Origin of the sequence: Pararhizobium sp. LjRoot235, assembly GCF_964254145.1 — a bacterium.
Taxonomy (GTDB): domain Bacteria; phylum Pseudomonadota; class Alphaproteobacteria; order Rhizobiales; family Rhizobiaceae; genus Pararhizobium.
Window position 1 is genome coordinate 2,535,216 of the sequence record NZ_CAXUSP020000001.1, and the last position, 25,448, is coordinate 2,560,663.

Annotated in this window: 20 protein-coding genes; 10 read left to right on the forward strand and 10 right to left on the reverse strand. The window is 61.4% G+C overall.

What is annotated here, in order from left to right:
- The first annotated feature begins 59 nt into the window (after nt 1-59).
- Nucleotides 60-725: a DsbA family oxidoreductase gene (locus tag ACSQ2Z_RS12180; RefSeq protein ID WP_436081443.1), complete on the forward strand. Its 666-nt coding sequence runs from the start codon at nt 60-62 to the stop codon at nt 723-725.
- 63 nt (nt 726-788) lie between these two features.
- Here ACSQ2Z_RS12180 and mfd read toward each other — a convergent pair whose 3' ends face one another.
- Together mfd and ACSQ2Z_RS12190 are read right to left on the reverse strand one after the other, a co-directional pair.
- Nucleotides 789-4,298 carry a transcription-repair coupling factor gene (gene mfd / locus ACSQ2Z_RS12185; protein WP_436081444.1) on the reverse strand — a complete coding sequence of 1,170 codons (3,510 nt, stop codon included), beginning with the start codon at nt 4,296-4,298 and terminating at the stop codon, nt 789-791.
- Complete coding sequence (locus ACSQ2Z_RS12190; RefSeq protein ID WP_436081445.1) at nt 4,295-4,612, reverse strand: succinate dehydrogenase assembly factor 2; 318 nt, start codon at nt 4,610-4,612, stop codon at nt 4,295-4,297. The genes mfd and ACSQ2Z_RS12190 overlap by 4 nt, the downstream gene beginning before the upstream one ends.
- A gap of 118 nt (nt 4,613-4,730) precedes the next feature.
- Between ACSQ2Z_RS12190 and recG the strand changes: the two genes are divergently transcribed.
- Complete coding sequence (recG, locus tag ACSQ2Z_RS12195) at nt 4,731-6,833, forward strand: ATP-dependent DNA helicase RecG (protein WP_436081446.1); 2,103 nt, start codon at nt 4,731-4,733, stop codon at nt 6,831-6,833.
- Here recG and ACSQ2Z_RS12200 read toward each other — a convergent pair.
- Nucleotides 6,820-7,536 carry a DUF502 domain-containing protein gene (locus ACSQ2Z_RS12200; protein WP_436081447.1) on the reverse strand — a complete coding sequence of 239 codons (717 nt, stop codon included), beginning with the start codon at nt 7,534-7,536 and terminating at the stop codon, nt 6,820-6,822. The genes recG and ACSQ2Z_RS12200 overlap by 14 nt on opposite strands.
- A gap of 256 nt (nt 7,537-7,792) precedes the next feature.
- Here ACSQ2Z_RS12200 and ACSQ2Z_RS12205 point away from each other — a divergent pair, with 256 nt between their 5' ends.
- On the forward strand, nt 7,793-7,981 hold the full coding sequence (locus ACSQ2Z_RS12205; protein WP_436081448.1) for a hypothetical protein: 189 nt from the start codon (nt 7,793-7,795) through the stop codon (nt 7,979-7,981).
- On the opposite strand, the gene glmS is transcribed toward ACSQ2Z_RS12205, so the two are convergent.
- Both glmS and glmU read right to left on the reverse strand, forming a co-directional pair.
- Complete coding sequence (glmS, locus tag ACSQ2Z_RS12210) at nt 7,968-9,794, reverse strand: glutamine--fructose-6-phosphate transaminase (isomerizing) (protein ID WP_436081449.1); 1,827 nt, start codon at nt 9,792-9,794, stop codon at nt 7,968-7,970. The two genes, ACSQ2Z_RS12205 and glmS, sit on opposite strands and share 14 nt — an antisense overlap.
- Before the next feature lie 157 nt (nt 9,795-9,951).
- Nucleotides 9,952-11,307, reverse strand: a complete 1,356-nt coding sequence (gene glmU / locus ACSQ2Z_RS12215) for a bifunctional UDP-N-acetylglucosamine diphosphorylase/glucosamine-1-phosphate N-acetyltransferase GlmU (RefSeq protein WP_436081450.1) — start codon at nt 11,305-11,307, stop codon at nt 9,952-9,954.
- Nucleotides 11,308-11,497: 190 nt separating this feature from the next.
- Between glmU and ACSQ2Z_RS12220 the strand changes: the two genes are divergently transcribed.
- Complete coding sequence (locus ACSQ2Z_RS12220) at nt 11,498-13,246, forward strand: hypothetical protein (RefSeq protein WP_436081451.1); 1,749 nt, start codon at nt 11,498-11,500, stop codon at nt 13,244-13,246.
- 3 nt (nt 13,247-13,249) lie between these two features.
- On the opposite strand, the gene ACSQ2Z_RS12225 is transcribed toward ACSQ2Z_RS12220, so the two are convergent.
- On the reverse strand, nt 13,250-14,896 hold the full coding sequence (locus ACSQ2Z_RS12225; RefSeq protein ID WP_436081452.1) for a Na/Pi cotransporter family protein: 1,647 nt from the start codon (nt 14,894-14,896) through the stop codon (nt 13,250-13,252).
- Between the two features lie 382 nt (nt 14,897-15,278).
- On the opposite strand from ACSQ2Z_RS12225, the gene ACSQ2Z_RS12230 reads away from it, so the two are divergent.
- The 6 genes from ACSQ2Z_RS12230 to ACSQ2Z_RS12255 all read left to right on the forward strand — a co-directional run bounded on the left by ACSQ2Z_RS12230 (nt 15,279) and on the right by ACSQ2Z_RS12255 (nt 20,982).
- Nucleotides 15,279-17,174, forward strand: a complete 1,896-nt coding sequence (locus ACSQ2Z_RS12230) for a SurA N-terminal domain-containing protein (RefSeq protein ID WP_436081453.1) — start codon at nt 15,279-15,281, stop codon at nt 17,172-17,174.
- 17 nt (nt 17,175-17,191) lie between these two features.
- On the forward strand, nt 17,192-18,205 hold the full coding sequence (trpD, locus tag ACSQ2Z_RS12235) for an anthranilate phosphoribosyltransferase (RefSeq protein ID WP_436081454.1): 1,014 nt from the start codon (nt 17,192-17,194) through the stop codon (nt 18,203-18,205).
- 11 nt (nt 18,206-18,216) lie between these two features.
- The gene (gene trpC / locus ACSQ2Z_RS12240; protein ID WP_436081455.1) at nt 18,217-19,032 is read left to right on the forward strand and encodes an indole-3-glycerol phosphate synthase TrpC; all 816 of its coding nucleotides are present in this window, start codon (nt 18,217-18,219) and stop codon (nt 19,030-19,032) included.
- Complete coding sequence (gene moaC / locus ACSQ2Z_RS12245) at nt 19,032-19,520, forward strand: cyclic pyranopterin monophosphate synthase MoaC (RefSeq protein ID WP_436081456.1); 489 nt, start codon at nt 19,032-19,034, stop codon at nt 19,518-19,520. The genes trpC and moaC overlap by 1 nt, the downstream gene beginning before the upstream one ends.
- Nucleotides 19,520-20,743: a molybdopterin molybdotransferase MoeA gene (locus tag ACSQ2Z_RS12250; RefSeq protein ID WP_436081457.1), complete on the forward strand. Its 1,224-nt coding sequence runs from the start codon at nt 19,520-19,522 to the stop codon at nt 20,741-20,743. The genes moaC and ACSQ2Z_RS12250 overlap by 1 nt, the downstream gene beginning before the upstream one ends.
- 92 nt (nt 20,744-20,835) lie before the next feature.
- On the forward strand, nt 20,836-20,982 hold the full coding sequence (locus ACSQ2Z_RS12255; RefSeq protein WP_436081458.1) for a hypothetical protein: 147 nt from the start codon (nt 20,836-20,838) through the stop codon (nt 20,980-20,982).
- Nucleotides 20,983-21,155: 173 nt separating this feature from the next.
- Here ACSQ2Z_RS12255 and ACSQ2Z_RS12260 read toward each other — a convergent pair whose 3' ends face one another.
- From ACSQ2Z_RS12260 to ytfR, 4 genes are read right to left on the reverse strand one after another with little or no spacing between them, the layout of a single operon-like run.
- A complete protein-coding gene (locus tag ACSQ2Z_RS12260; RefSeq protein WP_436081459.1) occupies nt 21,156-21,920 on the reverse strand; it encodes a FadR/GntR family transcriptional regulator in 765 nt (254 codons plus the stop codon).
- A gap of 18 nt (nt 21,921-21,938) precedes the next feature.
- The gene (gene yjfF, locus ACSQ2Z_RS12265) at nt 21,939-22,901 is read right to left on the reverse strand and encodes a galactofuranose ABC transporter, permease protein YjfF (protein ID WP_436081460.1); all 963 of its coding nucleotides are present in this window, start codon (nt 22,899-22,901) and stop codon (nt 21,939-21,941) included.
- Nucleotides 22,898-23,896, reverse strand: coding sequence for an ABC transporter permease (locus ACSQ2Z_RS12270; RefSeq protein WP_436081461.1), 999 nt, complete (start codon nt 23,894-23,896; stop codon nt 22,898-22,900). The genes yjfF and ACSQ2Z_RS12270 overlap by 4 nt, the downstream gene beginning before the upstream one ends.
- Nucleotides 23,893-25,416 (reverse strand): galactofuranose ABC transporter, ATP-binding protein YtfR, encoded by a 1,524-nt coding sequence (gene ytfR, locus ACSQ2Z_RS12275; protein ID WP_436081462.1) that lies wholly within the window; start codon nt 25,414-25,416, stop codon nt 23,893-23,895. Before ytfR ends, ACSQ2Z_RS12270 begins: the two co-directional genes overlap by 4 nt.
- Nucleotides 25,417-25,448 lie beyond the last annotated feature (32 nt).

Here is a 25,448-nt window from a genome sequence, read left to right on the forward strand (position 1 = left end):
CCGGCAAAGTCCGCGACTATGTCGCAGGCCAATGGTTTGCAACAAGAGGGACTGGCACCATGGATCTTGTAAGTATCGACGTCGTCTCCGACGTCGTCTGCCCCTGGTGCTATCTCGGCAAGGCGCGGCTCGATCAGGCGATCGCCAATGTGGCCGACGATATTCATGTCACGGTGAACTGGCGTCCCTATCAGCTCAATCCCGACCTGCCGCCTGAAGGCGTCGATCACAAGGCGCATCTCGCTGCCAAGCTCGGCGGACAAGCGGCCGTCGATCGCGCGCATCAGATGCTGACGGGGCTTGGTCAGCAGGACGGCATCGCATTTAAGTTCGACGCGGTGAAAATCAGCCCGAACACGCTCGATGCGCACCGGCTGATCCGCTGGGCGCTGACCGAGGGTCCGGAGATGCAGAGCAAGGTTGCCTCGCTGCTGTTCAAGGCAAATTTCGAACAGGGCCGCAATGTCGGCGATCACGCTGTCCTGCTCGATATCGCCGGCGAAGCCGGCCTCGATCGCACCGTCATCGCCGCGCTGCTCGCTTCGGATGCCGACAAGGACGCCGTCGGCGAGGAAATCGAGATGGCGCGCGGCATGGGCGTGACCGGTGTGCCCTGTTTCATCATCGACAGCAGATATGCGGTGATGGGCGCACAATCCGTCGATGTCCTGACCGATGCGCTACGGGATATCGCCAAGATGAAGGACACGGCTCACATCAACTGATCGAGAGACGTTTTGACTGTTTGAAAGCCGCGCAAAACCTTGCGCGGCTTTTTTGCTTGGCGCTCAGGTGCCCTTCGCCAGACCCGCTAACTGCGTCATGACAACGGCTGCACCCGCCAGCCTCTTTTCCGGCGTCGGAAAGTCGCGCTGGAAGAAGATGCTGTGGTCAGGGCGGATCTTCGCCATGATGCCCTGCTTGGCGATATAGGCGACGAGCGCGCCGGGATTGGGGAATTCCCGGTTTCGGAACTGCACCACGACGCCCTTCGGCCCTGCATCGAGTTTTTCGACATTGGCCGTGCGGCAGAGCGACTTGATGTAGACGATCTTCAGTAGGTGCTGAACTTCAAGCGGCAGCGGGCCGAAGCGGTCGATCAGTTCCGCACCGAAGGTGTCAATCTCGGAAAGCTCGGTGATTTCGCCTAGACGGCGGTAGAGGCCAAGGCGCAGATGCAGGTCCGGCACGTAGTCGTCCGGGATCATCACCGGCGTTCCCACGGAAATCTGTGGCGACCAACCGCTGTCGGCAACCTCCTCGTCCCCCTTTAGTTCGGCAACGGCTTCCTCCAGCATCTGCTGGTAGAGCTCGAAGCCGACCTCCTTGATATGGCCCGATTGCTCGTCGCCCAAGAGATTGCCGGCGCCGCGGATATCGAGGTCGTGGCTTGCCAGCTGGAAGCCGGCGCCCAGCGTATCGAGCGACTGCAACACCTTGAGGCGGCGCTCGGCCGTGCCGGTCAGCGTCCGGTTGACCGGCAGCGTAAAGAGAGCAAAGGCACGCACCTTGGAGCGGCCGACGCGGCCTCTCAACTGATAGAGCTGCGCCAGGCCGAACATGTCGGCGCGATGCACGATCAGCGTGTTGGCGGTCGGCACGTCGAGACCGGATTCGACGATCGTGGTCGAGAGCAGCACATCGTAACTGCCTTCGTAGAAGGCGTTCATGACGTCCTCGAGCTCCGTCGCCGGCATCTGGCCGTGGGCGACGGCAACTTTCAACTCCGGCACGTCGGACTTGAGGAAATCATGGATTTCCGAGAGATCGGCAAGACGCGGGCAAACATAGAAGCTTTGGCCACCGCGATAATGTTCGCGCATCAGCGTCTCGCGGATGACCAGCGCATCGAAGGGCGAGATGAATGTGCGCACCGCCATGCGGTCGACCGGCGGCGTGGTGATCAGCGATAGCTCGCGCACGCCTGTCAGCGCCAGTTGCAGCGTGCGCGGGATTGGTGTTGCCGACAGCGTCAGAACATGCACGTCGGATTTCAGCTCTTTCAGCCGCTCCTTGTGCTTGACACCGAAATGCTGCTCCTCGTCGATGATCAAAAGGCCGAGATTGGCGAAGTTGATCGAGGCGCCCAAAAGTGCATGCGTGCCGACGACGATGTCCGTCTTGCCTTCGGCCACTTCCTTCTTGGTCAGCGCCAGTTCCTTCGAACCGACGAGGCGCGAGGCTTGGGCGATGCGCACCGGCAGGCCGCGGAAGCGCTCGTTGAAGGATTTGAAATGCTGGCGAGCAAGCAGCGTCGTCGGCACGACGACGGCCACCTGAACGCCGTTCATCGCGGCCACGAAGGCGGCGCGAAACGCGACTTCGGTCTTCCCGAAGCCAACGTCGCCGCAGACGAGACGGTCCATCGGCCGGCCGGCACCGAGATCCTCGCGCACCGCTTCGATCGAGTTCAGCTGGTCCTCGGTTTCGTCATAGGGGAAGCGGGCGGCAAATTCGTCGTAGAGCCCGTCCGGCGTGGTCAGCGCCGGCGCATGCCGCGTCAGCCGCTCGGCGGCGATGCGGATCAGACCGCCTGCCATGTCGAGCAGGCGTTTCTTGAGCTTCGCCTTGCGCGCCTGCCAGGCAACGCCACCGAGCTTGTCGAGGATCGCGTCAGAGCCTTCCGAGCCGTACCGAGACAAAAGCTCGATATTTTCGACCGGAAGGAACAGTTTCGCGTCGTCGGCATAGACAAGCTCGAGGCAGGCGTGCGGCGCGCCAGCGGCTTCAATGGTACGCAAACCAATGAAGCGGCCGATCCCGTGCTCGGCGTGGACGACGATGCTGCCTTCGTCAAGGCCGGCGACCTCGGCAATGAAATCGGCGCCGCGCTTGCGACGCTTTGAACGGCGCACCATCCGGTCGCCGAGAATATCCTGCTCGCCGATGACGACGAGATTGCCGATCTCGAACCCGCTCTCAAGGCTCAGAACGGCGGAGGCCGCCTCCCCCGGTTTCAGCGCTTTCAATTCCGAAAGCGCCTTCACGGGCTTGATGTTCGCAAGCCCGTGCTCGGCCAGCACCTGCAGCAGACGGTCGAGCGACCCTTCCGACCAGCCTGAAATCAGCACCTTGTCGCCTTTGGCGCGCCGATCGGCGATATACTTGACGGTCTGGTCGAACACGTTGCCCCGCTCGGCGTCGCTCGTCCCTTCGGTCGCATTCTTCGCCCATCGCACGCCCAGCCGCGCATCGACGGTCATAACCTGCCGCGCCTCGCCTTCATGCTCGCTGAATGGCGAGAGGCGAACGGCGTTGCGCGAGATCAGTGCAGCATTGAAGTCTTCAGCACCGAGGTAGAGCAACTCCGGCGGCACCGGCTTGTAGGGTGTGCCCTGCGATATCTGAACCTTTCCCGGCGCAGCGGAGGATTGGCGGGCCTCGTAATAGTCCTTGACCAGCTTGACGCGCTCGGCGGCGGCTTCGCGAGCGACGTGATCGGTGACGATATGAAATCCGGCAAGATAGTCGAACACGGTATCGAGCCGGTCGTAGAACAGCGGCAGCCAATGCTCCATGCCGGCATAGCGCCGACCTTCGGAAACCGCCTGATAGAGCGCATCATCGCGGGTCGCCGCACCGAACATCGACAGGTATTGCTTGCGAAAATGGCTGATCGTCTCGGGCGTCAGCGACACCTCGCTCATCGGGCTGAGATCGAGCGACCGGGCCTGGCCGGTGGTGCGCTGGCTGGCGGGATCGAATGAACGGATCGATTCGAGCGTGTCGCCGAAGAAATCAAGGCGCACCGGTTCGTCGCTGCCGGGAACGAAGACATCAAGGATGCCGCCGCGTACCGCATATTCACCGACCTCGCGAACAGTGGCGACGCGCTCGAAGCCGCTGCGTCCCAGCCGCGCGGCCACATCGTCCATCCGGATCGTGTTGCCGGGCCGGGCCGAAAAGGCGAGGCTCTCGATGACCTCCTGCGGCGCCATCTTCTGACACGCCGCATTGACGGTGACGAGGACGATGGCCGGATGCGGCTTCTTCGCATGCGCGATCAGGCCGCTCAGCGTCGCCAGACGCCGGGCCGAGGTATCGGCGCTGGGCGATACGCGGTCGTAGGGCAGGCAGTCCCATCCGGGCAATGTCAGCACGGGAATGTCCGGCGCGGCAAAGCCGAGCATCTGCTCGAAGTCGGCAATGCGCTGGCCGTCCGACAGGATGTAGGCGACCGGTCCATTGGCGCGGGCAAGCTCGGCAAGGATCAGCGGCTCGACACCGGCCGGCACCGGGCCGATGGTCAGTTCGCGGGTCGCGCGCGCAACTTTATTGGGGTCAAATCCGGCAATCATCGATCGTTTTTATTCCCGTTGGCAGGAAGCTTGTCGAAGTCCGGACGATAGGAAGCAATGCGTTCAAACAACGGGGTCCGGTAGTGTTGCGGCACCGGCCTCTCGCCGATGATCCACTTGACGAGATCGTTGTCCTCTTCCGCCATGATGGTTTCGAGCTCGTCAAGATCCGTATCCGCGAGAGCCTCAAGTTCATTGTCGGCGAACTGACCGAAAACGAGATCCATTTCCCTGATGCCCCGATGCCAGGCACGAAAAAGGATGCGTCTGCGGCGCGGATCAAGATCGGCGCTCGTACGTGTGATGCCCGTCATGAGAAGTCCTTCCTGCCGCCGCGTCGTTGGAAGCCGCGTGTTGCCAGGGCTCTATAAACGCTGAAAAGACGATTGTCAGCCTTGCCAAAGACCTAATCCTCGTTTCAGTCTGGCATGCATGCGCCCGGCCCTTCTCGATCCCCTGTTCGCTCCCCTGAATTCGCTTCCCGGCATCGGCCCGAAAGCGGGCGAGCTTTATGCGCGGCTGCTCGGACGCGAAAGTATCGACGACTGCCGGGTGATAGACCTCGTCTTTCATGCGCCGCATTCGCTGATCGACCGGCGGCACCAGCCTGGCATCGCACGGGCGCCGCAGGGCGCCATCGTCACGATCACCGGCCGGGTCGACCGCCACCAGCCAGCGCCGCCCAGAACCAGCCAGCCCTACCGCATATTCCTGCACGACGACACCGGCGAACTGGCGCTGACCTTCTTCCGGGTCAAGGGAAACTGGCTGGAGAAGGCGCTGCCGGTCGACGAGACCGTAACCGTCAGCGGCAAAATCGACTGGTTCAACGGCCGCCCCTCGATGGTGCATCCGGATTACATGGTGCGAGCGGCGGAAGCGGAAAACCTGCCGCTGGTCGAGCCGATCTATCCGCTGACCGCGGGCCTTTCGGCCCGTATGCTGCGCAAGTCGATCGAGGCGGCCCTTCCGCGTATCCCCGATTTTCCGGAGTGGATCGATGGCGCTCTCCCGGAGAAGCAAAGCTTTGCATCCGCCCGCGACTGCTTTCTCGCCCTTCACGAACCGCGCGACCAAACCGATCTCGACCCGCAGGCGCCCGCCCGCCGCCGGCTTGCCTATGACGAGTTTCTGGCCGGGCAGTTATCCCTGTCGCTCGTCCGCCAAAGGTTGCGCAAGGTCGCGGGTACGCCGGTGCATGCCACGGGGAAACTGAGCAATCCAGTGCGCGACGCCCTGCCCTTTTCGCTGACCGTGAGCCAGGCGACGGCGATCGGTGAGGTCTTGAAGGACATGGCGGGAACGGAGCGGATGCTGCGTCTGCTGCAGGGCGATGTCGGCTCGGGAAAGACCGCGGTGGCGCTTATGTCGATGCTGGCGGCCGTCGAGGCCGGTGGCCAAGCGGTGCTGATGGCACCAACGGAAATCCTTGCCCGGCAACATTTCGCCACGCTCTCGAAAATGGCCGCGCCGGCCGGCGTCACCATCGATGTCCTGACCGGCCGCACCAAGGGGCGTGAGCGCGATGCCATCCTGGAGCGCATCGCCTCGGGCGAAACGCAGCTTGTCATCGGCACGCACGCATTGTTTCAAGAAACGGTCATTTACAAAAACCTGCTGCTCGCGGTCGTCGACGAGCAGCATCGCTTCGGCGTCCACCAACGGCTGCGGCTGACGGCCAAAGGGATTTCGCCGCATATGCTGGTCATGACCGCGACGCCGATCCCACGCACGCTGGTGCTGGCCGCTTTCGGCGACATGGATGTTTCCAAGCTCACGGAGAAGCCGGCGGGTCGCAAGCCGATCCAGACCGTCACCGTCTCGATGGAGCGAACGGGAGAAATCGTCTCGCGACTGCACAAGGCTCTCGGCGAAGGCAAGAGGGCTTATTGGATCTGCCCGCTGGTCGAGGAATCGGACGCCTCCGACCTGATGTCTGTCGACGAGCGCTTCCAGACGCTGAAAAGCCATTTTGGGTCCCAGGTCGGCCTTGTGCATGGCCGCATGAACGGCGCGGAAAAGGACGCGATCATGCTTGCCTTCAAGAATGGCGAGATCCAGCTTCTGGTGGCGACGACCGTCGTCGAAGTCGGGGTCGACGTACCCGATGCGACGATTATGGTGATCGAGCATGCCGAGCGCTTCGGGCTGGCGCAGTTGCACCAGTTGCGCGGTCGCGTCGGACGTGGTGACGAAGCCTCGACCTGCATCCTGCTCTACAAGGCCCCCTTGAGCGAAAACGGCCGGGCGCGGCTGTCGATCCTGCGGGAAACCGAAGACGGCTTTCTGATTGCCGAGGAAGATTTGAAACTACGGGGCGAAGGCGAATTGCTTGGGACGCGTCAATCCGGCACGCCCGGCTTTCGCATTGCCAGCCTCGAGGCGCATGGCGATCTGCTGGAAATCGCCCGCAAGGATGCCGCCTATATCATCGAACGCGACCCGGAACTCACATCGGAACGTGGTGCCGCGTTGCGCACGCTGCTCTATCTCTACCGGCGTGACGAGGCGATCCGCTTTCTCAGAGCCGGCTGAAGAACTTTCCGCGTTTGGTCGCCACCGGCATGGCCTCTCCCGGCGCCGGGACTATCTTTGGCAAGTAGTCGGGCGCCACCAGTCCTCCGGAGAGCAAAAGTTTGGCGGCATCTTCGGGACTCATGTCGAGCGGGACGATCTTTTCGCGGGGCACGAAAATCAGAAATCCGGCCGTCGGCACGGGGGTCGGAGGGAGAAACACGGTCACCATATCGAGACCGCGCTCCCTGAACTTGACGGCGATTTCGCCCTTGGCATCCGTCGCGATGAACACCAGCGACCAGAGACCGGGGCTTGGATATTCGATCAGACCCGCTTTCTTGAAGGAATTCGACTGGTCCTGCAGCACCGTCTGGAATATCTGCTTCAAACCCTTGTAGATCGAGCGCACCAGCGGTGTGCGAACCAGAAGCGACTCGCCGACGCCGACGATACTGCGACCGATCAGGTTGGCGGTGAAGAAACCGACCAGCGTGATCAGCAGCAAGGCCGTCAGCAAGCCGAAACCGGGAACCGGATAGGGCAGGAAATTGTCCGGATTGTAGTCGAACGGCAGATAGGGCTTCACCCAGCTGTCGGCCCAGAGAATGAAGGACCAGGTGATCCACACGGTAATAGCAAGCGGCGCACAGATGATCACCCCGGTCAGGAAATAGTTCCTCAACCGTGTCGCGAAAAATCCACGTGCCTGTTTGTCCGTCATACCGCTCCGTTTATCCGTCTACGCCGCCGTAAAATGCCGCGTTATATGTCACCATGCCGGAGGCCGGAGTCGAGGACAAGGGCTGCGCCAAAAATATTGCGGCGCACAAGCAGCGAATGTGATTTGCGGTCGTTTTGAAATCCGAACGTGCGATAAAGCACCACGACACACCCCGCCGCGGCCTGTCCCTGATGCGAGGACCAAGCCCAAACCATCCCGCCGAACCGTCCGAAAGTTCAATAGGTGAGAAGGCGACATGGCCCTCCACCGCGCCCTGAACCTCGGCGACCAGCGAAATGCTGAGCGCGCCAGCGTCGCGCAGGCGATCGACGATGAAATGCTCGTGCCGTCGCTGTACGGACGATCCTTGAAGGCTTCCCGCGTCAGGGAATGGATCGCTCCGACATCACCCGGATTTTCGGGCCGTAGCATCATTCCACAGTGACCGATTTGGCGAGGTTGCGCGGCTGATCGACGTCGGTGCCCATGAAGACCGCGGTGTGATAGGCAAGCAGCTGGATCGGCAGCGAGAAGATCATCGGAGCGATGACCTCGTCGACATTCGGCAGAACGATCGTGCTCATCGTCTCGAGCCTGGAGGCTGCCGCGCCCTTCTCGTCGGTGATGAAGATTATGCGGCCGCCACGGGCGGCGACCTCCTGCATGTTCGACACCGTTTTTTCGAAGAACCGGTCATAGGGCGCAATGACGATGACCGGCATGTTTTCATCTATCAGGGCGATCGGGCCATGCTTCAGCTCGCCGGCGGGGTAGCCCTCGGCGTGGATATAGGAGATTTCCTTGAGCTTGAGTGCGCCTTCCATGGCCAGCGGATAGCTTGTGCCGCGGCCGAGATAGAGCACGTCCTTGCATTTCGACAGCTCGCGCGACAGGCTCTCCATCGTCGGCTGAATGCTGTTCAGGACCTTGCCCATGATCCGCGGCATTTCGGCAAGGCAGCGTACGAGCACTTTTTCCTCGGCCTCCGACACCGTCCCGCGTGCCCGGCCGGCGCCGATCGCGAGCGCTGCCAGAACGGAAAGCTGGCAGGTGAAGGCCTTGGTCGACGCGACGCCGATTTCCGGCCCCGCCATGATCGGGAAGACCGCATCGGACTCTCGCGCGATCGTCGATTCCATGACGTTGACGACGGCGCCGATCTTCAGGCCATGTTCCTTGCAGTATCTCAACGACGCCAGCGTGTCGGCCGTCTCGCCCGACTGCGAGATGAACAAAGCGGCAGACTGCGGCGACAGCGGGATTTCGCGGTAGCGGAATTCCGAAGCGACATCGATTTCGACCGGCAGGCGAGCGTAACGCTCGAACCAGTATTTGCCGACGAGGCCGGCGAGATAGGCCGTGCCGCAGGCGGAAATGGCAAGGCTCGGAACCTTGGCGAAATCGATCGCCGAAGTCATCGGGTTCACCTTGTTCTCGATGAAGTCGATATAGTGGCCAAGCGCGTGCGAAATCACTTCCGGCTGTTCATAGATTTCCTTTTCCATGAAATGCCGGTGATTGCCTTTGTCGACCATGTAGGCCGCGGCAACCGAGACCTGGCGCGGGCGCGCGACCTGCTTGCCGTCATGGTCGAGGATCTCGATGCCATCGGCCGTGAGAACCGCCCAGTCGCCATCGATGAGATAGGTGATCTCATTCGTGAACGGCGACAGCGCGATCGCGTCGGAACCGAGGAACATTTCCCCCTTGCCGAAACCGACAGCCAGCGGCGGACCGCTGCGCGCGGCCATGATCGTGTCCGGCGCATCCTGGAAGATGACGGCGAGCGCATAGGCGCCGGTGACCCGGCGCAGCATGGTCTGCATTGCCTGCTTCTGGCTCATCCCGTCACGGATCAGCTTGGCAAGCAGTTGCGCCACGACTTCCGTGTCGGTCTGCGTATTGAAGGTCGCGCCGGCATGGGCAAGCTCGTCCTTCAACTCGGAGAAATTCTCGATGATGCCGTTGTGGACGACGGCGACGCCATCGGTGAAATGCGGATGGGCATTGCTTTCGGTCGGCGCGCCGTGCGTCGCCCAGCGCGTGTGCGCAATGCCGGTCTTGCCGGCCAGCGGCTCGGCGCGCAGCTTCGTTTCGAGGTTGACCAGCTTGCCTTCGGCTCGGCGGCGATCGAGAACGCCGTCATGGATCGTTGCGACCCCGGCGGAATCATAGCCGCGATATTCGAGCCGCTTCAGGGCATCGACGAGGCGCTCGGAGACGGGCTGATTTCCAACGATACCGACGATGCCGCACATATCTGTTCTTCTCCGCATTTTTTTCGTGAGACAGGCGCGTTGTATACGCCAGCCAAAATCCATTTTCAGATGTCGCCTTGGTACCGAATTTAGCGAAATGCACAATCGGCCCGAACTCACTTTCGATTTCAGGTTTTAACCGTGGCTCGGCAACCTGTCATTTCTTTCTGGCAGCCTTTTCGGCCTGATAACGCTCGCGCAGGATTTTCGCCCGCCCCGGCTTGATCTCCTGACGCGCGCGCCCGAAAGCAACCGCATCGGCCGGGACATCCTCCGTCACCACACTGCCGGATGCGACCAGCGCGCCGTCGCCGACCGACACCGGTGCAACGAGAGAGGAATTCGAACCTATAAAGACGTTCGCGCCGATGCGGGTGACGTGCTTGTTGACGCCATCATAATTGCAGGTGATCGTGCCCGCGCCGATATTGGTCTTCTCGCCAACGAAGGCGTCGCCGATATAGGTCAGGTGGTTGACCTTGGCGCCGGCGCCGATCTCTGCCTTCTTCACCTCGCAGAAATTGCCAACCTTGGAATCGCGCCCAAGATTGGCGCCAGGACGCAACCGCGCATAAGGACCAACCGTTGCGCCGGCGCTGACATGGGCGCCTTCCAGATGGGAGAAGGCGTGAATGACGGCACCGCTTTCGACGGTGACGCCGGGGCCGAAGACGACGTTCGGTTCGATCGTCACGTCCTGGCCGATCTCAGTGTCGAAGGCGAGGAACACGGTTTCGGGCGCGATCATCGAGACCCCGGAGACCATCAATTCGTGGCGGCGGCGTTTCTGCCAGACCGCCTCGATCAAGGCCAATTCCGCGCGGTTGTTGCAGCCCATCAGTTCCGCTTCGGGCGCCTCTACGGCAATGGCCCTCCCCCCGCCGGCGCGAACGAGCTCGACGATGTCGGTAAGGTAGTACTCGCCCTTGACGTTGGTATTGCCGATCTTGCCAAGCAGTTCCAACGCCTTGTCGCCATTGATCGCCATCAGACCGCCATTGCAATAGGTGATGCGCTTTTCCTCTTCGGACGCATCCTTCTGCTCGCGAATGGCCTGCAGCTCGCCGTTCTCGACGATCAACCTGCCGTAGCCGGTCGGGTCGGCCGTCTGGAAGCCGATGACGACGACGTCACTGCCCTCAGCCAGCGCCTGTCGGGCGGCCATCAGCGGTGCTGCCGTGATCAGCGGTGTGTCGCCGAAGACGACCAGGATGTCGTCATATCCCTTGGCGATCGCCTCCTTGGCCGCCAGAACGGCGTGCCCGGTCCCCAGGCGTTCGGTTTGCAGGAAGGCCGAAATCTCGATATCACTGCGGTTCGCAGCCGACGTGACAGAGTCCGCATCCCGCCCGACCACCAGCGCAACCGACGAAATGCCGGCATCGACAAGCGATTCGACCACATGCGCGATCATTGGCCGGCCGCCGACCGGGTGCAGCACCTTGGACATGGACGATTTCATCCGGGTGCTTTCGCCCGCTGCCAAAATCACCGCCAGGCATGTTCGTGTCATCCCAAATTCTCCCGCTTTCATGGCTTCCCGTTTCGCAGCCGGCACGATTCTGCCCGTTACATAGCAGGAAGATATTGCAAGGAACATAATCCGGGCCGCTACGGTACTGTTAACCGGGATAAAACCCGATGGTGTCATAAGTGCACGACGATCGTGTTTGACGGCTAGATTGCCGGGAATGATACCAACGATGCAGGCTTCATCCGACACAACATTCTCCAGCAAGCGACACGGACTTCGCGCGACACTTGCCCGCCAGCCGCTGATCGTGTTGGCACTGACGGTCACCTGCTTGCCGTTGGCCCTGATCGGAACCCTCGTCATGCCGATCGGCCCGATGTACTGGGACCACTATATCTATCTCGATGCGGCAAACCGGATTTTCGATGGACAGATCCCCTCCATCGACTTCTTTGCCCCGGTCGGCGGGCTCGGCTATTATCTCTTTGCCGGGTGGCTTTACCTGTTTCCAAACGGTCACGCGCTTCTACTATCCAGCTGGTCTATGATGACGGTGACCGTGCCGTTGATGGCGCTGGTTGTCCGGGACGTGCAGAAGCAATCGCCTGCCATCGGCTACGCGTTGCTTCTCCCCTTCCTGTTCTTTTCGCTGCTGCCCTTCAACACAGGGGAATTCTACCCCTATCCCGGTTCGGACGGCTTCGGCATCTATAACCGCCAGATTTGCCAGCTGCTCTATCCGCTCGCGGCGGCTCTGATCTTCGTGCGCGGGTGGCGAATACTGGCAGCGGTCACGGCGCTTGCGATGCTCGCGCTTCTCTTCACCAAGGTGACCGGCGTTGCGGCGGGCACTCTTCTTTGCCTGATGGCGTTTTTCGCCGGGCGCTTGCCGTTGCGCGCCGCACTTATGGCCGCAGTGGTATTTTTCGTGACGATCGGTCTTTTTGAAATCATCACCGGCGCCGTTTCCGCCTATGCGGCTGACATCATGTCTCTGCTCCTTATTAATGACGCCAGCCTCTTGCCGCGTCTGCTGCAGGCGGCGTCGATCAATTTCGGCGTGATCCTCAGCTGCGGCATCCTCGCTTTCGTTTTATTTTTCAACGAATTCGCGGCCTTCCTTGAGAAGATACGGATCTTTGCGGCAAAACCAGGCTTCGCGTCGCTCGGGGCCGTTGCCAACCAGTCATTTTTCTGGCTGACGAGTTTCGTTGCCGCCGGTCTTCTCTTCGAAAGCCAGAATACCGGCAGCCAGGCTTTCATTTTTCTCTGGCCACTGTTGCTCGCGATTCTGCTGGAGAGCTACCGGCGCAGGGGTCCCTCAGTCGCGTTTGCAATGATCGCGGTCGCCGCATTGGGTGCAGCATTGCCGCCAGCGGTCGCCATCGCCCAGAAGGCGGCTCGCACCTGGATCGGCGCCGTCAACACTGTGCCGATCGAAAACCGGAACCTGAAAGGAATCGGCGCCGTCAGTGTGCGCGACATCCTCGATCGGCGGGCGGAACGCCTGCGGGCGAACTATGCCGATTATCGCACAACCTACGAAGCACTGGCCGCCGCCAACGAACTGCCCTCTTTCCTGCTCTACAGCGACCTGGATTTCCAGGTGCTCTGGCTCCAAGCCGCCGATAGAGCCGTCTCGGCGGTCGCCGACTACGAGGCCGCCAACAAGGTCCGGTTCGAGACAATCATGACGATCGATTTCACCAATCCCTTCCCCTGGCTGATGGACCGCCACGCGCCCAAACACATCGCCATCGGCGCCGATCCCTATCGCGCCGTACCGCCGCCGGATCAGCGCATGCGTGACGCCGTCGGCTCGGTCGATCTCGCCCTTTACCCGACCTGCCCGCCGACCGCGGCGCGGCTGAAGCTTTTGAAACTCTACGAGCCGGCCCTTGCCGCCGGTCACCGCCGCATCACGCTGACACCCTGTTTCGACGCCTTCGTGCGCAACGGGCTTGCCGCGCGACCTTGATCCTTATCGCGGCAGCCGCAGCCGGCTCTCCGTCAGAAGCCCGCCCTCGTCGAGAATGGGATGGGCGACGGAAACGATATGCGCGTTGATACGCTTGAGGTCGCGCAGGATATCCAGATGCAGCGAACTCGTCTGCAGGCTATCGGCGCGACCGTCGCGCAGACGCTCCAGATGCCGCTCGGATGAGCGTTTCTCCATATGGCGGACATCGACCTTCACCTCCATCAAATGGCGCGCGAGATCGGCATCGCGGGTGACGAAGATGGTCTGGGCAATACGCAGATTATCGATCGTCAGGTTGAAGAGCGTCGTCAGTTCTTGATACCCCTCCTCCGAAAACTTCAGCCCGTTGTCGATCTTCTTCTTCACCTGCACGGTCAGGCCTTTCTCGACGATATCGCCCATATGCTCAAGGTTGATCGCATAGTCGATAATGACGATGGAACGCCGGCCATGCTCGTCGCTCAAGCCGCCGCGTCCAAGCCGGGAGAGGTAGAGTTTGACCTCCTGTTGCAGCATGTCCACCTGCTTCTCGAGGTTCCCAACATCCTTAAGTTCTTTGAGGTCATTGTGATTAAAGGCGTTCATGGTCGCGATCAGCATGGCCTCTATCAGGTCGCCGACGCGCAACACCTCGCGGGTAGCCCCCGAGAGCGCGATAACCGGCGTCGTGAGCGCGCGGTCATCGAGGTAGAGCGGTCCCGTCTCCGCTTTTGGCTCGTCCGGAATGAGCCGGAGCATGGTGCCCGATAACAGCGACGAGAACGGCCAGGCGGCAATGGCGAGCGCGATGTTGAAAAGCAGGTGGATATCGACCGGCAGTTTTGCCGGAGAAAGAGAAAGCGTCTGAAGGAAGTCCGCGGCGGGGGCGGCAAGCGGCAATGCTATGGCGCAGCCGATGGCGCGAACGGCCAGATTGCCGGCCGTTACACGACGGGCGGATGCCGAGGCGGACAACGTGGCGATGAAGGGCGGGATTGCGCCGCCGAGATTCGCGCCAAGCACAAGTGCGATCGTCAAGCCCGAAGACAGAATGCCAGCGGACGAGAGCGACAGGATCAGGACTACCACTGCCAGGCTCGATGAGGAAATAAAAGCCAGAGCGGCGGCAAAAAGCAGCGCGACGGGCCAGGCCGTGTCGAGCATGGTGAGGAACGCGGCGAGTGCCGGCGATTGCCGCATTGGCTCAGTCGCAAGCCCGAGCAGATGCAACGACAACAGCATCAAACCGATGCCGACAAGTGCCGTTCCGGCTCCCTGCTTGGCGCTTGACCGCCCTGCCCGATACAGCATCACGCCTGCAAGAATAAGCAACGGCGAAAGCCAGTCGACGCCGGTTGCGACGATCCAGGCAGTCACCGCCGTGCCGACATTGGCGCCGAGCAGCACGATCTGGGCCATCCGTGCGCGCACCAGCCCCTTTTCGACGAAGGAAGCAATCATCAGCGCCGTCGCAGTCGAACTCTGCAGTGCGATCGTCGCCACGAAGCCGGCCAGAAACGAGCGCGCCTGCCCACTTGTACCCTGGGCCAGCCCCGTCCTGAGCCTGATACCGAAGGCCCGTGTCGCTCCCTCCTTGACCTGGGAAAGGCCAAAGAGCAGCAGCGCGACTGCTCCGAACAGATTGATCATGACGATGGTGGATTCCATATCGGTACTCCGGCTTTCCCGCCAAGTCTGCTCCGCGACAAGGCGAGTCGGCATACTCTGGTAGATCAATATTAGCAGTTTCAGGCACACGATCACGCGTTCAAAGGCGGATTGTGACAGATATTTTTCAATTGCCGGCTAATAATTCCGACATGAAGGAGCCTTTCAACGGCAGGCTGCGCGAAAGCCATGCGCCGGCCGGAAAGCGATCGATGCGCAGCCGCTAGCGCCGCCGTTGGCCCCACGCCATTTCTCGCTGACCGGAGTTCCGTTTTGCCGTTTTTTTTTGCTTGTTTCGACCCTTCAATTCCGCGCCGGATTGCTCTAAGGAACGAACCGGTAGCCGTCCGGCGGCCTGAATTGCGATGAGGTGTGCAGTCCCATGCTTGAAATCCTGAGAAGAGGCGCCCAGACTTGGGTTGTCAAAGGGCTGATGGCCCTTCTTGTTGTGTCTTTCGGTGTCTGGGGTGTATCCACGTCGCTTGTCACCGGCACGTCCGATGCGGTGGTGTCGGTCGGGGACGTCAAGGTGTCTCCGAGCGATTTCCGCCTCGCCTATGAACGCCAGGTCGCCCAGCTTTCCCGGCAGTTCGGCACCCGGCTGAGCCGCGAGCAGGCCAAAGCATTCGGCGTCGAAGCGCAGGTCTATTCCCAGCTCGTGGCGGGCGCGACCCTCGACCAGCTGTCGAACGACATGAACCTCGGCCTATCGCAAGACCGGCTGGCGACGCTGATCAGCGAAGACCCGGCATTTCGCGGCGTCAACGGCCAGTTCGACCGCCTGACCTTCGCGAGCGTGCTGCGCAACGCCGGACTGCGCGAGAAAGATTACATCAACAATCGCAGCCAGGTTGCCGTGCGCTCGCAGATCGTCGAAGCGCTGTCCGACGGCTATACCCCGCCGAAGGTGCTGGGCGACGCGCTGCGCCAATACCGCAATCAGACACGCACGATCGACTATCTGCTGCTGTCGAATGCCAACATCGATCCGGTCAAGGCTCCATCCGACGAAGTCTTGAAGCCCTGGTTTGAAAGCCACAAGGCAGACTACCGCGCGCCGGAATTCCGCAAGATCAGCTATGTGAAACTGGAACCCTCCGACATCGCCGATCCTGCATCGGTGACCGAAGAAGAAATCCGCGCCGAATACGACAAACGCAAGGACAACTTCCGGACGCCGGAAACACGCACCGTCGAGCAGCTCTCCTTCCCGTCACGCGCAGAAGCTGACGCTGCGGCAGGCAAGCTTGTTGCGGGTACAAGTTTTGACGAACTGATCAAGGCCGCAGGCAAGACCGCCAGCGACGTCCTGCTCGGCGACTTCACCCGCGACCGCATGCCCGACGCCAAGCTCGGCGATGCCGCCTTTGCCGTCAAAGCGGACGGCCAGACCACACCGGTCATCGATGGCGCCTTCGGCCCGGTCATCCTGCGCGTGACCAACATCAAGCCGGAAAGCCTTCGTGGTTTCGACGACGTGAAGGAAGAGCTGCGCAAGGAACTGGCGCTGGCCAACGCCGCCAACGAGATCATGGCCATTCATGACAAGTTCGACGATGCCCGCGTTTCCGGCGCGTCCATGCAGGAGGCGGCCAGCCAGACCAACCTCAAGCTTGTCGTCCTCAACGCCGTCGATGCACGCGGCAATGATGCCGAAGGCGAGGAAATTGCCGGCATTCCCGAAGCGAAGACCCTGCTGAACGAAGCTTTCAAGGCGGACGTCGGGGCGGAAACCCTGCCGGTCAATCTCGGCCGCGACGGTTATGTCTGGTTCGACGTGGAAGAGATCACGCCCGCGCGTGACCGGACGCTCGACGAAGCTCGCGAAAAGGTCGTCGCCGACTGGACGGCGGAACAGCAGCGCAATGCTCTGGCCGCCAAGGCAACTGAACTAAAGAGCCGCGTCGAGAAGGGCGAGACGCTGGCGGCGATTGCCGCCGAGCTTGGCATCGCTGTCGAAAGCAAATCGGGACTGCGTCGTTCCACAGAGGATGCGGCCTTGAGCCCCGCGGCCGTCACTGCCGCCTTCGGCGGCGCAAGCGGTCTCGTTGCCAATGCCGCCGGCATCGGTGGCGAGGGCCAGATCCTGCTCAAGGTCACGGAAGTGGACGACAGCAATCCCGGCGACGCACTCGACAACGACGACCGGCAGATCAACGCCATCGCCCAGGCCAGCGGCGACGACATCCTCGATCAGATGGTCAGCGAGCTTCAGAAGGGTTACGGTGTGACGATCAATCAGCAGCTCGCAGACCTCGCCCTGGCGCAGCAGCGGTAAAACAAAGGAATACCTGCATGCCGGATTTGAAGCCTTTTGTCGCCAAGGCCGCAGCGGGAGAAGCGCTCAACCGCGAGGAAGCACGCGCTGCATTCGAGATCATCATGTCGGGCGAAGCTACGCCTTCGCAGATCGGCGGTTTCCTGATGGCGCTGCGCGTGCGTGGCGAGACGGTGGACGAGATCGTCGGCGCGGTTGGCGCCATGCGGGCACGCATGCTGACTGTAGAGGCCCCGGCCGACGCCATCGATATCGTTGGAACCGGCGGTGACGGTGCCGGGACCTACAATATCTCGACACTGGCGGCCCTGATCGTTGCCGGTGCAGGTGTGCCCGTCGCCAAACATGGCAACCGCGCCCTGAGCTCGAAGTCCGGCACGGCGGACGCGCTGTCGTGCCTCGGTGTCAAACTCGATATCGGCCCCGAGGCCATTTCGCGCTGCATCTCGGAAGCCGGCCTCGGCTTCATGTTCGCACAACAGCATCATTCGGCCATGCGCCATGTCGGCCCTACCCGCGTCGAACTCGGAACGCGGACCATCTTCAATCTGCTTGGGCCCCTGTCGAATCCGGCAGGCGTTACACAGCAGCTTGTTGGCGTCTTTGCGCCACAATGGCTTATTCCGGTCGCCGAAGTGCTTCGCGATCTCGGTTCGAAAAGCGTCTGGGTCGTGCATGGCGAGGGCCTCGACGAAATCACCACGACTGGCGTGACGCAGGTCGCAGCGCTTGAAAACGGTGCTGTCCGCACCTTCGAATTGACGCCTAGTGACTTCGGGCTGGAGACAGTTCTGCTTGCCGATCTCAAGGGCGGCGACGGTGCACATAATGCCGCGGCGCTCAAGGGCGTGCTTGAGGGCGATGCCACGCCTTACCGGGATATTTCGCTTGCCAATGCAGCGGCCTCGCTGGTGATTGCGGGACGCGCGTCGGATCTCGGCGAAGGCATGGCGCTCGCCCGCCAATCACTGACAAGCGGCGCGGCTAAGGCTACGCTGGAACGGCTTATCCGCGTTTCGAACGCGGCGTAAGGAGAAATTCGATGGCCGACATTCTGCAGAAGATCGAGATCTACAAGCGCCAGGAAATCGCTGCGGCTAAAGCCGCCGTCGCCCTTGCCGATCTGAAGGCGATAGCTGCGGATCAGGAAGCGCCGCGGGGTTTCTTCAAGGCCCTCACCGCAAAGCGTGCCCAGGGCTGCTTCGGGCTGATCGCCGAGATCAAGAAGGCAAGCCCCTCCAAAGGCCTCATCCGTGCGGATTTCGACCCGCCCGCTCTTGCGAAGGCCTACGAGGCTGGCGGCGCCGCCTGCCTTTCCGTGCTGACCGACAGTCCCAGCTTCCAGGGCGCGCCAGCGTTTCTGACGTCCGCGCGAAACACCTGTTTGCTTCCGGCGTTGCGCAAAGACTTCATGTTCGACACCTATCAGGTTCATGAAGCCCGCGCCTGGGGTGCCGACTGCATCCTCATCATCATGGCATCGCTCAACGACAGCGATGCACAGAGGCTTGAGGACGAGGCGTTTTCGCTCGGCATGGACGTGCTTGTCGAGGTCCACGACGAAGAGGAACTCGAGCGTGCGTTGAAACTCAGCTCACCGCTCGTCGGCATCAACAATCGCAACCTGAAAACCTTCGAGGTCGATATCGCCCTCTCCGAGAAGCTGGCACCGCTGGTTCCCGCCGACCGGCTGCTGGTCGGTGAAAGTGGCATCTTCACGCATGAGGACTGCACCCGGCTGGCAAAAAGCGGCATCTCCACCTTCCTCGTCGGCGAGAGCCTGATGCGCAAGGACGATGTCGCGGCCGCGACGCGTGCCCTTCTCACCGGTTCTGCCGGCACCCTGGCCGCCGAGTGATGCCGAAGCCCTCCCTTACCCATATCGGTGCCGGCGGCGAGGCCAATATGGTTGACGTCGGCGACAAGGAAGAAACCGTCCGCATCGCCGTTGCCGAGGGATATGTCCGGATGCATCCGGAAACGCTCGACCTCATTCTCAAAGGCAACGCCAAGAAAGGCGATGTGATCGCCACCGCGCGTCTCGCCGGCATCATGGCGGCCAAGCAGACGGCCAATCTCATTCCGCTCTGCCATCCGCTCATGCTCTCCAAGGTCTCCGTGGAAATTACCCCGGACGAAGCCCTGCCAGGCCTGCGGATCGAGACGATGGCCAAACTCACAGGCCGCACCGGCGTCGAAATGGAAGCGCTGACTGCCGCAAGCATCGCCTGCCTGACGATCTACGACATGGCCAAGGCGGCCGATCGGGAGATGGAGATCGGCGGCATCCGGCTTGTGCAGAAATCCGGCGGACGCTCAGGTGATTATGTCCGCAAGGAGGGTTGATGGCTTTGCTACCTGTTTCGGATGCGCTGGGTAGGTTGCTTCGTGGAGCAATGCCGGTCCGGCGTTCTGAAATGATCGGACTGCACGCGGCAGCAGGCCGCGTACTGGCCGAGGATGTTGCCGCAAGGCTGACGCATCCGGCCTTCGACAACTCTGCCATGGACGGTTATGCCGGCCGCCACGAGGACTTTGCCGTCGTCGGCGCAGAGCTGACGGTTATCGGCCAGTCTGCCGCGGGACGCGGCTTCCCGGGGCATGTCGACCCCGGCGAGGTGGTGCGTATTTTTACCGGCGCACCGGTTCCGTCCGGCGCCGACACCGTGCTGATCCAGGAAGACGCGGAGGTTATCGCGGACAAGCGCATCCGCACCACTTTCGATCCCGGAAAGGGCCGCCATATCCGGCCGAAAGGGCAGGATTTTCGCGCCGGTGACCTAGTACTGCGGAAAGGCGACCTGCTGGATGCAGGCCGGCTGACAGTCGCCGCCGGCATGAACCATCCGGAACTTCCGGTTTTCATGCGTCCGAAAGTGGCGATCCTTGCAACCGGTGACGAACTGCTGCCGCCTGGAAGCCTTCCGGGACCGGACCAGATCATCGCTTCCAATACATATGGCGTGGCTGCGATCGCGCGCGACAACGGCGCCGAGGTCATCGATCTCGGGATCGTTCGCGATGACAAGACCGCCATCTCCGCGGCCATCGCCGAGGCGAAAGCCGCCGGTGCTGACGTGCTCGTCACCCTTGGGGGTGCTTCGGTCGGAGATCACGACCTTGTCCAATCGACGCTGGTCGCAAGTGGCATGACGCTCGATTTCTGGCAGATCGCCATGCGTCCCGGTAAGCCGCTGATGGTCGGAACGCTCGATGGCATCACCGTGCTCGGCCTGCCCGGAAACCCGGTCTCGAGCCTCGTCTGCGCCCTACTGTTCCTCGAACCGCTCCTGCGCCATCTCGGCTCCCTGCCCTTTCGCGACCGCAGCGGCAAGGCAAAGACTGTGACCGCGCTTGCCGCCAACGACAAGCGCCAGGACTATGTTCGCGCGCGGCTATTCCGCGGCAGCGACGGAACGCTGAAGGTAGATAGGTTCTCGCGTCAGGATTCCTCGATGATGCAGGTCTTAGCCCAGTCCGATTGCCTGATCATTCGAGCACCGTTTGCGCCGGAAGCGAAAGCCGGAACCATCTGCGATGTCCTGATACTGCGGCAACCGGCTCTCTAACCGCTTCTTGCTCGACTTTCCGGCCTTCCCGAACGCCCGCGTGCGCCTATCTACAGTCGAGTAAAAGACGGTCGCGCATGGAAGGAACCGCCGTGAGTCGCAACGCGCTCTACATGATCATCGGGGGTCTCGCCGTCCTCGTCGTGATCCTCGGGATATATGTTTATGACAAGGAAACCCAGCCGGCCGGCATCGAATTGAAGATCGGCGAAGGTGGCGTTTCGATCCAGGAAAAATAAAACCTTCAAGGTTCTGTCACGAAATCGACAAAGCAATCATTTATTAACCAAAGCAGTCGAATAATTCGTCCAGTTGATCTGACTACGGATGGACTAGCAGGTCATATGCAAGGCGAATTGGGGAAAGGTCGGGTTTGTCCCGGCCTTTTGCTTTTCACGACGGACGCCATGTCCTATCGGCCGGGCGGTGTGGTTTCGGCAAGTTCCCGAAGCGACGCGCGAACGCGGTCCCGCCCGACGCGGATGACATTCTCCATCGCAGCGCGAGCGCCAGCCTCGTCGCGCCGGCTGATCTGCTCGACGATGCGGATATGAGTGCGCGCAACATCGTCGATGAGCTCCCGGCCGGATGCGGGCGAGCTCAACTTGAAGATACCGACGAGTGCTGCCTCGATCAGACTGCCGACGGTGCGCATGAACGGGTTGCCGGAAGCCTCGACCACGGCGAGATGAAAGCGCAGATCGGCCATGGCCAGTGTCTCGGCCGTATGCTCGGGGTCACCCATGGCGACAGCCAACCGCATCATCCCGCTGATTTCCGCCTCCGTGGCATTGGCCGCAGCAAGGGCTGCCGCATGCGGCTCGAACGCCAGCCGGATCTCGCTTAGGTGATAGAGAAATTCCTCGTCGACCCCGCGGTGGAAGTGCCAGGTCAGCACATCGCCATCGAACAGATTCCATTGGTTTTTGGCGGTGACTCGTGTCCCTATCCGGGCACGCGGCACGATCAGGCCTTTTGCTGCCAAGGTCTTCATTGCTTCGCGCAGCACAGTGCGGGAAACCTTGAATCGCATCGCAAGCTCCGGGTCGCCCGGCAGGATGGAACCAACGGGAAACTCTCCGGAGACAATCGCTTTGCCCAGTTCATCCACCACCTGCGCGTGGCTTGTGCGCGTCTTGGCACCGGTAATGACGGTTTCGAGCAGCCCCTTACGCAAGTGTCTCCCTCCTCAGGATTATGTTTTCTTCTGGCGAGACAACAACAGTATGCTCTTTTGCATCAGAATGAACGCAAACAGCAAAGCACCGATCAGAATTTTCGTCCACCAACTCGATAGCGAGCCATCGAAGGTAATATAGGTCTGGATCAGTCCCTGGATCAAAACGCCGACGAGTGTTCCTCCAACAAACCCGGCACCCCCTGTCAGAAGCGTTCCCCCGATGACCACCGCAGCAATCGCGTCCAACTCGACACCGACGGTTGCGAGCGAATAACCTGCTGATGTGTATAGGGAATAAACGATTCCCGAAAGCCCGGCGAGAAAGCCCGACAGGCCATAGATCAGAATCGTCGTTCGCGCGACCGGAACGCCCATCAAAGCCGAGGTTTGACCACCGCCGCCGAGTGCGTAGACGTTGGTGCCGAAGCACGTCCGCTGGGCAATGAGGATGCCGATCGCGAAGACCAGAAGCATCAATCCGCCGATCAAGGTGATCCGGCCGCCGCCCGGCAGTTTGTAGTAGAAGCTCTTCATCGTGCCGTAGAACGGATGCTTGATCGGAATGGAATCGATCGACAGCACGAAGGCCATGCCGCGCGCCAGGAACATGCCAGCGAGCGTGACGATGAAGGCCGGCATTTCCAGATAATGGATAATCGCGCCCATGATCGCGCCGAACAGCGTGGTGACGACAAGGACAAGAACGAAGGCCGCGAGCGGGTGGATGCTGGTGCTCTCCAGCATGACCGCAAGGAAGATGCCGGTGAAGGCGATGACCGAGCCGATCGACAGGTCGATGCCGCCGGACAGGATAACGAAGGTCATGCCGACGGCGGCGATGCCGAGAAAGGCGTTGTCGGTCATGAGGTTGCCGATCACGCGCGTCGAAAGGATGTTCGGATACTGCGCAGCACAGACCGCATAGGAAACGATGAAGATGATGATGGTTGCAATCAGCGGAAGGTATTTCTGGTTCATCGGGAGGATTTTCGGCTGAGGAAGGTCACGCCAGTCTGCACACGTGGCGACTGGATGACCAGGATGATGACAATGATGGCGGCCTTGATGATGAGGTTGAACTCGGGCGGGAAACCGGAGAGAAGGATGCCGGTGTTCACAGCCTGAATGATCATCGCGCCTGCCAGGGAGGCAATGATGCTGAAACGGCCACCGAGCAGAGAAGTGCCCCCCACAACGACTGCGAGGATTGCGTCGAGCTCGAGCCAAAGCCCCGCATTGTTGGCGTCCGCGCCCCTGATGTCGGCGGTCACGATCAGTCCGGCGATGGCCGCGCAGAGGCCCGAAAGCATATAGGCCGCCATCAGCAAAAGTGGTGTCTGGATGCCCGATAGCGTGCTGGCGCGGCGGTTGATGCCAACAGCCTCGATCAACATGCCGAGCGCCGTCCGCCGCACCAGAAGCGTAACTGCGACACCAAATGCCAGCCATATGACGATGGGCATTGGCAGGCCTGCGAAAGCGCCGCTGCCGATGAAGATGAGGCCCGCATCATTGAAGGTAAGGATTGCGCCCTCGGTCACCAGCTGGGCGATGCCGCGTCCGGCGACCATGAGCACAAGCGTGGCGATGATCGGCTGGATGTTGAGAACCGAGACGAGAAAGCCATTCCAGACGCCGCAAGCAAGGCCCGTGCCGATGGCGAGCAATAAGGTAACAATCAGCGGATCACCCCGCACACTGGAGGCGGCGGCGACTGCGCCGCAAATCGCCATGACGGCACCAACGGACAGGTCGATCCCCTTGGTGGCGATGACGACGGTCATGCCGACCGCAAGAAGGGCGACGGGAGCACCGCGGTTGAGAATGTCGATAACGCTGCCGTAGAGTCGGCCATTCTGGATTTCCATCGAAAAGAAACCCGGAAAGACGAGCCAGATCAACAGAAGGATGATTGTCAGGGCGACAAGCTGGGGAAGCAATCGGTGGCCAAGGCGTGATGCACTTTCGATCATGGATGTTCTCCCATGCCGGGTGCGGCGGCGATGGCATTGACGATGTGTTCGGTGGTGATCTCGCTGCCCGTCAGTTCCGCCACATGCGCGCGGTCCCTGAGCACGATGACCCGCGAACTGTAGGCCACAAGTTCCTCAAGTTCCGACGAAATGACGATCAGCGACATGCCTTGCGTGCAGAGTTCGCCGATGAGCCGGATGATTTCGGCGTGGGCGCCGACATCGATGCCGCGCGTCGGTTCATCGAGAATGAGAAATTCCGGGTTGGTTGCCAGCCAGCGCGCCAGGATGGCTTTCTGCTGGTTGCCGCCGGACAGAAGCCTGATCGGCTTTTCGCGGTCGCTGGTGCGGATATCGAGCGCCTTGATGTAGCGATCTGCAAGGGCGCTCTGTTCAGCCGTGGACAGCGGACGTGCCCAGCCTCGCCGCGCCTGCAGCGCAAGGGCGATGTTCTCGCGCACCGACAGTTCGCCGATAATGCCGTCGACTTTGCGGTCCTCGGGGCAGAAGCCGAAACGCGCGGCGATCGCAGCCCGTGGCGATGAAAGGTTGATTGGCCTGCCGCCGACTTCGACCGTGCCGCTATCGGCCTTGTGGACACCGAACAGCAATTCTGCGGTTTCAGTGCGCCCCGAGCCCAACAGGCCGGCGATACCGACGACCTCGCCTTTGCGTACTTCGAGATCGAAAGGCTTGATCGTGCCGGTCTTGCCATAGTTGGAAAAACGAAACTGCACCGGTCCGCTCGATGTTTCGGCTGCCGCCACCGCCTTTTCGGCGGACTGAAGCTCATGGCCGAGCATCATGGTCACAAGCTCCCGGCGCGGCAGAGACGCGGTCTCGCGCGTGCCGACCAGCTGGCCGTTGCGCAACACGGTGATTCGGTCTGAGAGTTCGTAGACCTGTTCGAGGAAATGCGTAATGAAGACGATCCCGAGCCCCCTCGCCTTCAGGTCGCGGACGATGCGAAACAGCATCTCCACTTCCTGCGCATCGAGGCTGGCGGTCGGCTCGTCGAGGATCAGCACCTTGCCGGAGAGATCGACGGCCCGTGCAATCGCCACCACCTGCTGGATCGCCACGGAATAGCTGTCAAGTGCTGCGGAGACGTTGATGTCGATGCCGTATTGCGCCAGCAGCGCATTGGCGCGTTTTTTCATCTCACCGGTCTGGACGAGGCCGAAGCGGCGCGGCTGACGGCCGAGAAAGAGATTTTCGGCGACGCTCAGATTTCCGAGCAGGTTCACCTCCTGGTAAACCGTGCCGATCCCCAGCTTCTGGGCGTCGAGCGTGTCATGCGGATCGATCTCAGTGCCGTCGAGCGTCAACGTGCCGGCATCGCGGCGGTAGGCGCCCGTCATGCATTTGATCAGCGTGGATTTGCCTGCCCCGTTCTCGCCGAGAAGGGCGTGCACTTCACCGCGGGCGAGCGAGAAATTGACTTTATCGAGCGCAATTGCGCCCGGAAAGGTTTTCATGATCCCGGAAGCGGTCAGAATATCGTTGGTATTGTTGTGCATAAAAACCAGCGTCCTAGAGAAACGTAGGTCAC

Excerpts from the sequence above, each read along its gene's own strand:
- ACSQ2Z_RS12180 (WP_436081443.1), top strand. The coding sequence starts at position 60 with ATGGATCTTGTAAGTATCGACGTCGTCTCCGACGTCGTCTGCCCCTGG.
- mfd (WP_436081444.1), bottom strand. The coding sequence starts at position 4,298 with ATGATTGCCGGATTTGACCCCAATAAAGTTGCGCGCGCGACCCGCGAA.
- ACSQ2Z_RS12190 (WP_436081445.1), bottom strand. The coding sequence starts at position 4,612 with ATGACGGGCATCACACGTACGAGCGCCGATCTTGATCCGCGCCGCAGA.
- recG (WP_436081446.1), top strand. The coding sequence starts at position 4,731 with ATGCGCCCGGCCCTTCTCGATCCCCTGTTCGCTCCCCTGAATTCGCTT.
- ACSQ2Z_RS12200 (WP_436081447.1), bottom strand. The coding sequence starts at position 7,536 with ATGACGGACAAACAGGCACGTGGATTTTTCGCGACACGGTTGAGGAAC.
- ACSQ2Z_RS12205 (WP_436081448.1), top strand. The coding sequence starts at position 7,793 with ATGGCCCTCCACCGCGCCCTGAACCTCGGCGACCAGCGAAATGCTGAG.
- glmS (WP_436081449.1), bottom strand. The coding sequence starts at position 9,794 with ATGTGCGGCATCGTCGGTATCGTTGGAAATCAGCCCGTCTCCGAGCGC.
- glmU (WP_436081450.1), bottom strand. The coding sequence starts at position 11,307 with ATGACACGAACATGCCTGGCGGTGATTTTGGCAGCGGGCGAAAGCACC.
- ACSQ2Z_RS12220 (WP_436081451.1), top strand. The coding sequence starts at position 11,498 with ATGCAGGCTTCATCCGACACAACATTCTCCAGCAAGCGACACGGACTT.
- ACSQ2Z_RS12225 (WP_436081452.1), bottom strand. The coding sequence starts at position 14,896 with ATGGAATCCACCATCGTCATGATCAATCTGTTCGGAGCAGTCGCGCTG.
- ACSQ2Z_RS12230 (WP_436081453.1), top strand. The coding sequence starts at position 15,279 with ATGCTTGAAATCCTGAGAAGAGGCGCCCAGACTTGGGTTGTCAAAGGG.
- trpD (WP_436081454.1), top strand. The coding sequence starts at position 17,192 with ATGCCGGATTTGAAGCCTTTTGTCGCCAAGGCCGCAGCGGGAGAAGCG.
- trpC (WP_436081455.1), top strand. The coding sequence starts at position 18,217 with ATGGCCGACATTCTGCAGAAGATCGAGATCTACAAGCGCCAGGAAATC.
- moaC (WP_436081456.1), top strand. The coding sequence starts at position 19,032 with ATGCCGAAGCCCTCCCTTACCCATATCGGTGCCGGCGGCGAGGCCAAT.
- ACSQ2Z_RS12250 (WP_436081457.1), top strand. The coding sequence starts at position 19,520 with ATGGCTTTGCTACCTGTTTCGGATGCGCTGGGTAGGTTGCTTCGTGGA.
- yjfF (WP_436081460.1), bottom strand. The coding sequence starts at position 22,901 with ATGAACCAGAAATACCTTCCGCTGATTGCAACCATCATCATCTTCATC.
- ACSQ2Z_RS12270 (WP_436081461.1), bottom strand. The coding sequence starts at position 23,896 with ATGATCGAAAGTGCATCACGCCTTGGCCACCGATTGCTTCCCCAGCTT.
- ytfR (WP_436081462.1), bottom strand. The coding sequence starts at position 25,416 with ATGCACAACAATACCAACGATATTCTGACCGCTTCCGGGATCATGAAA.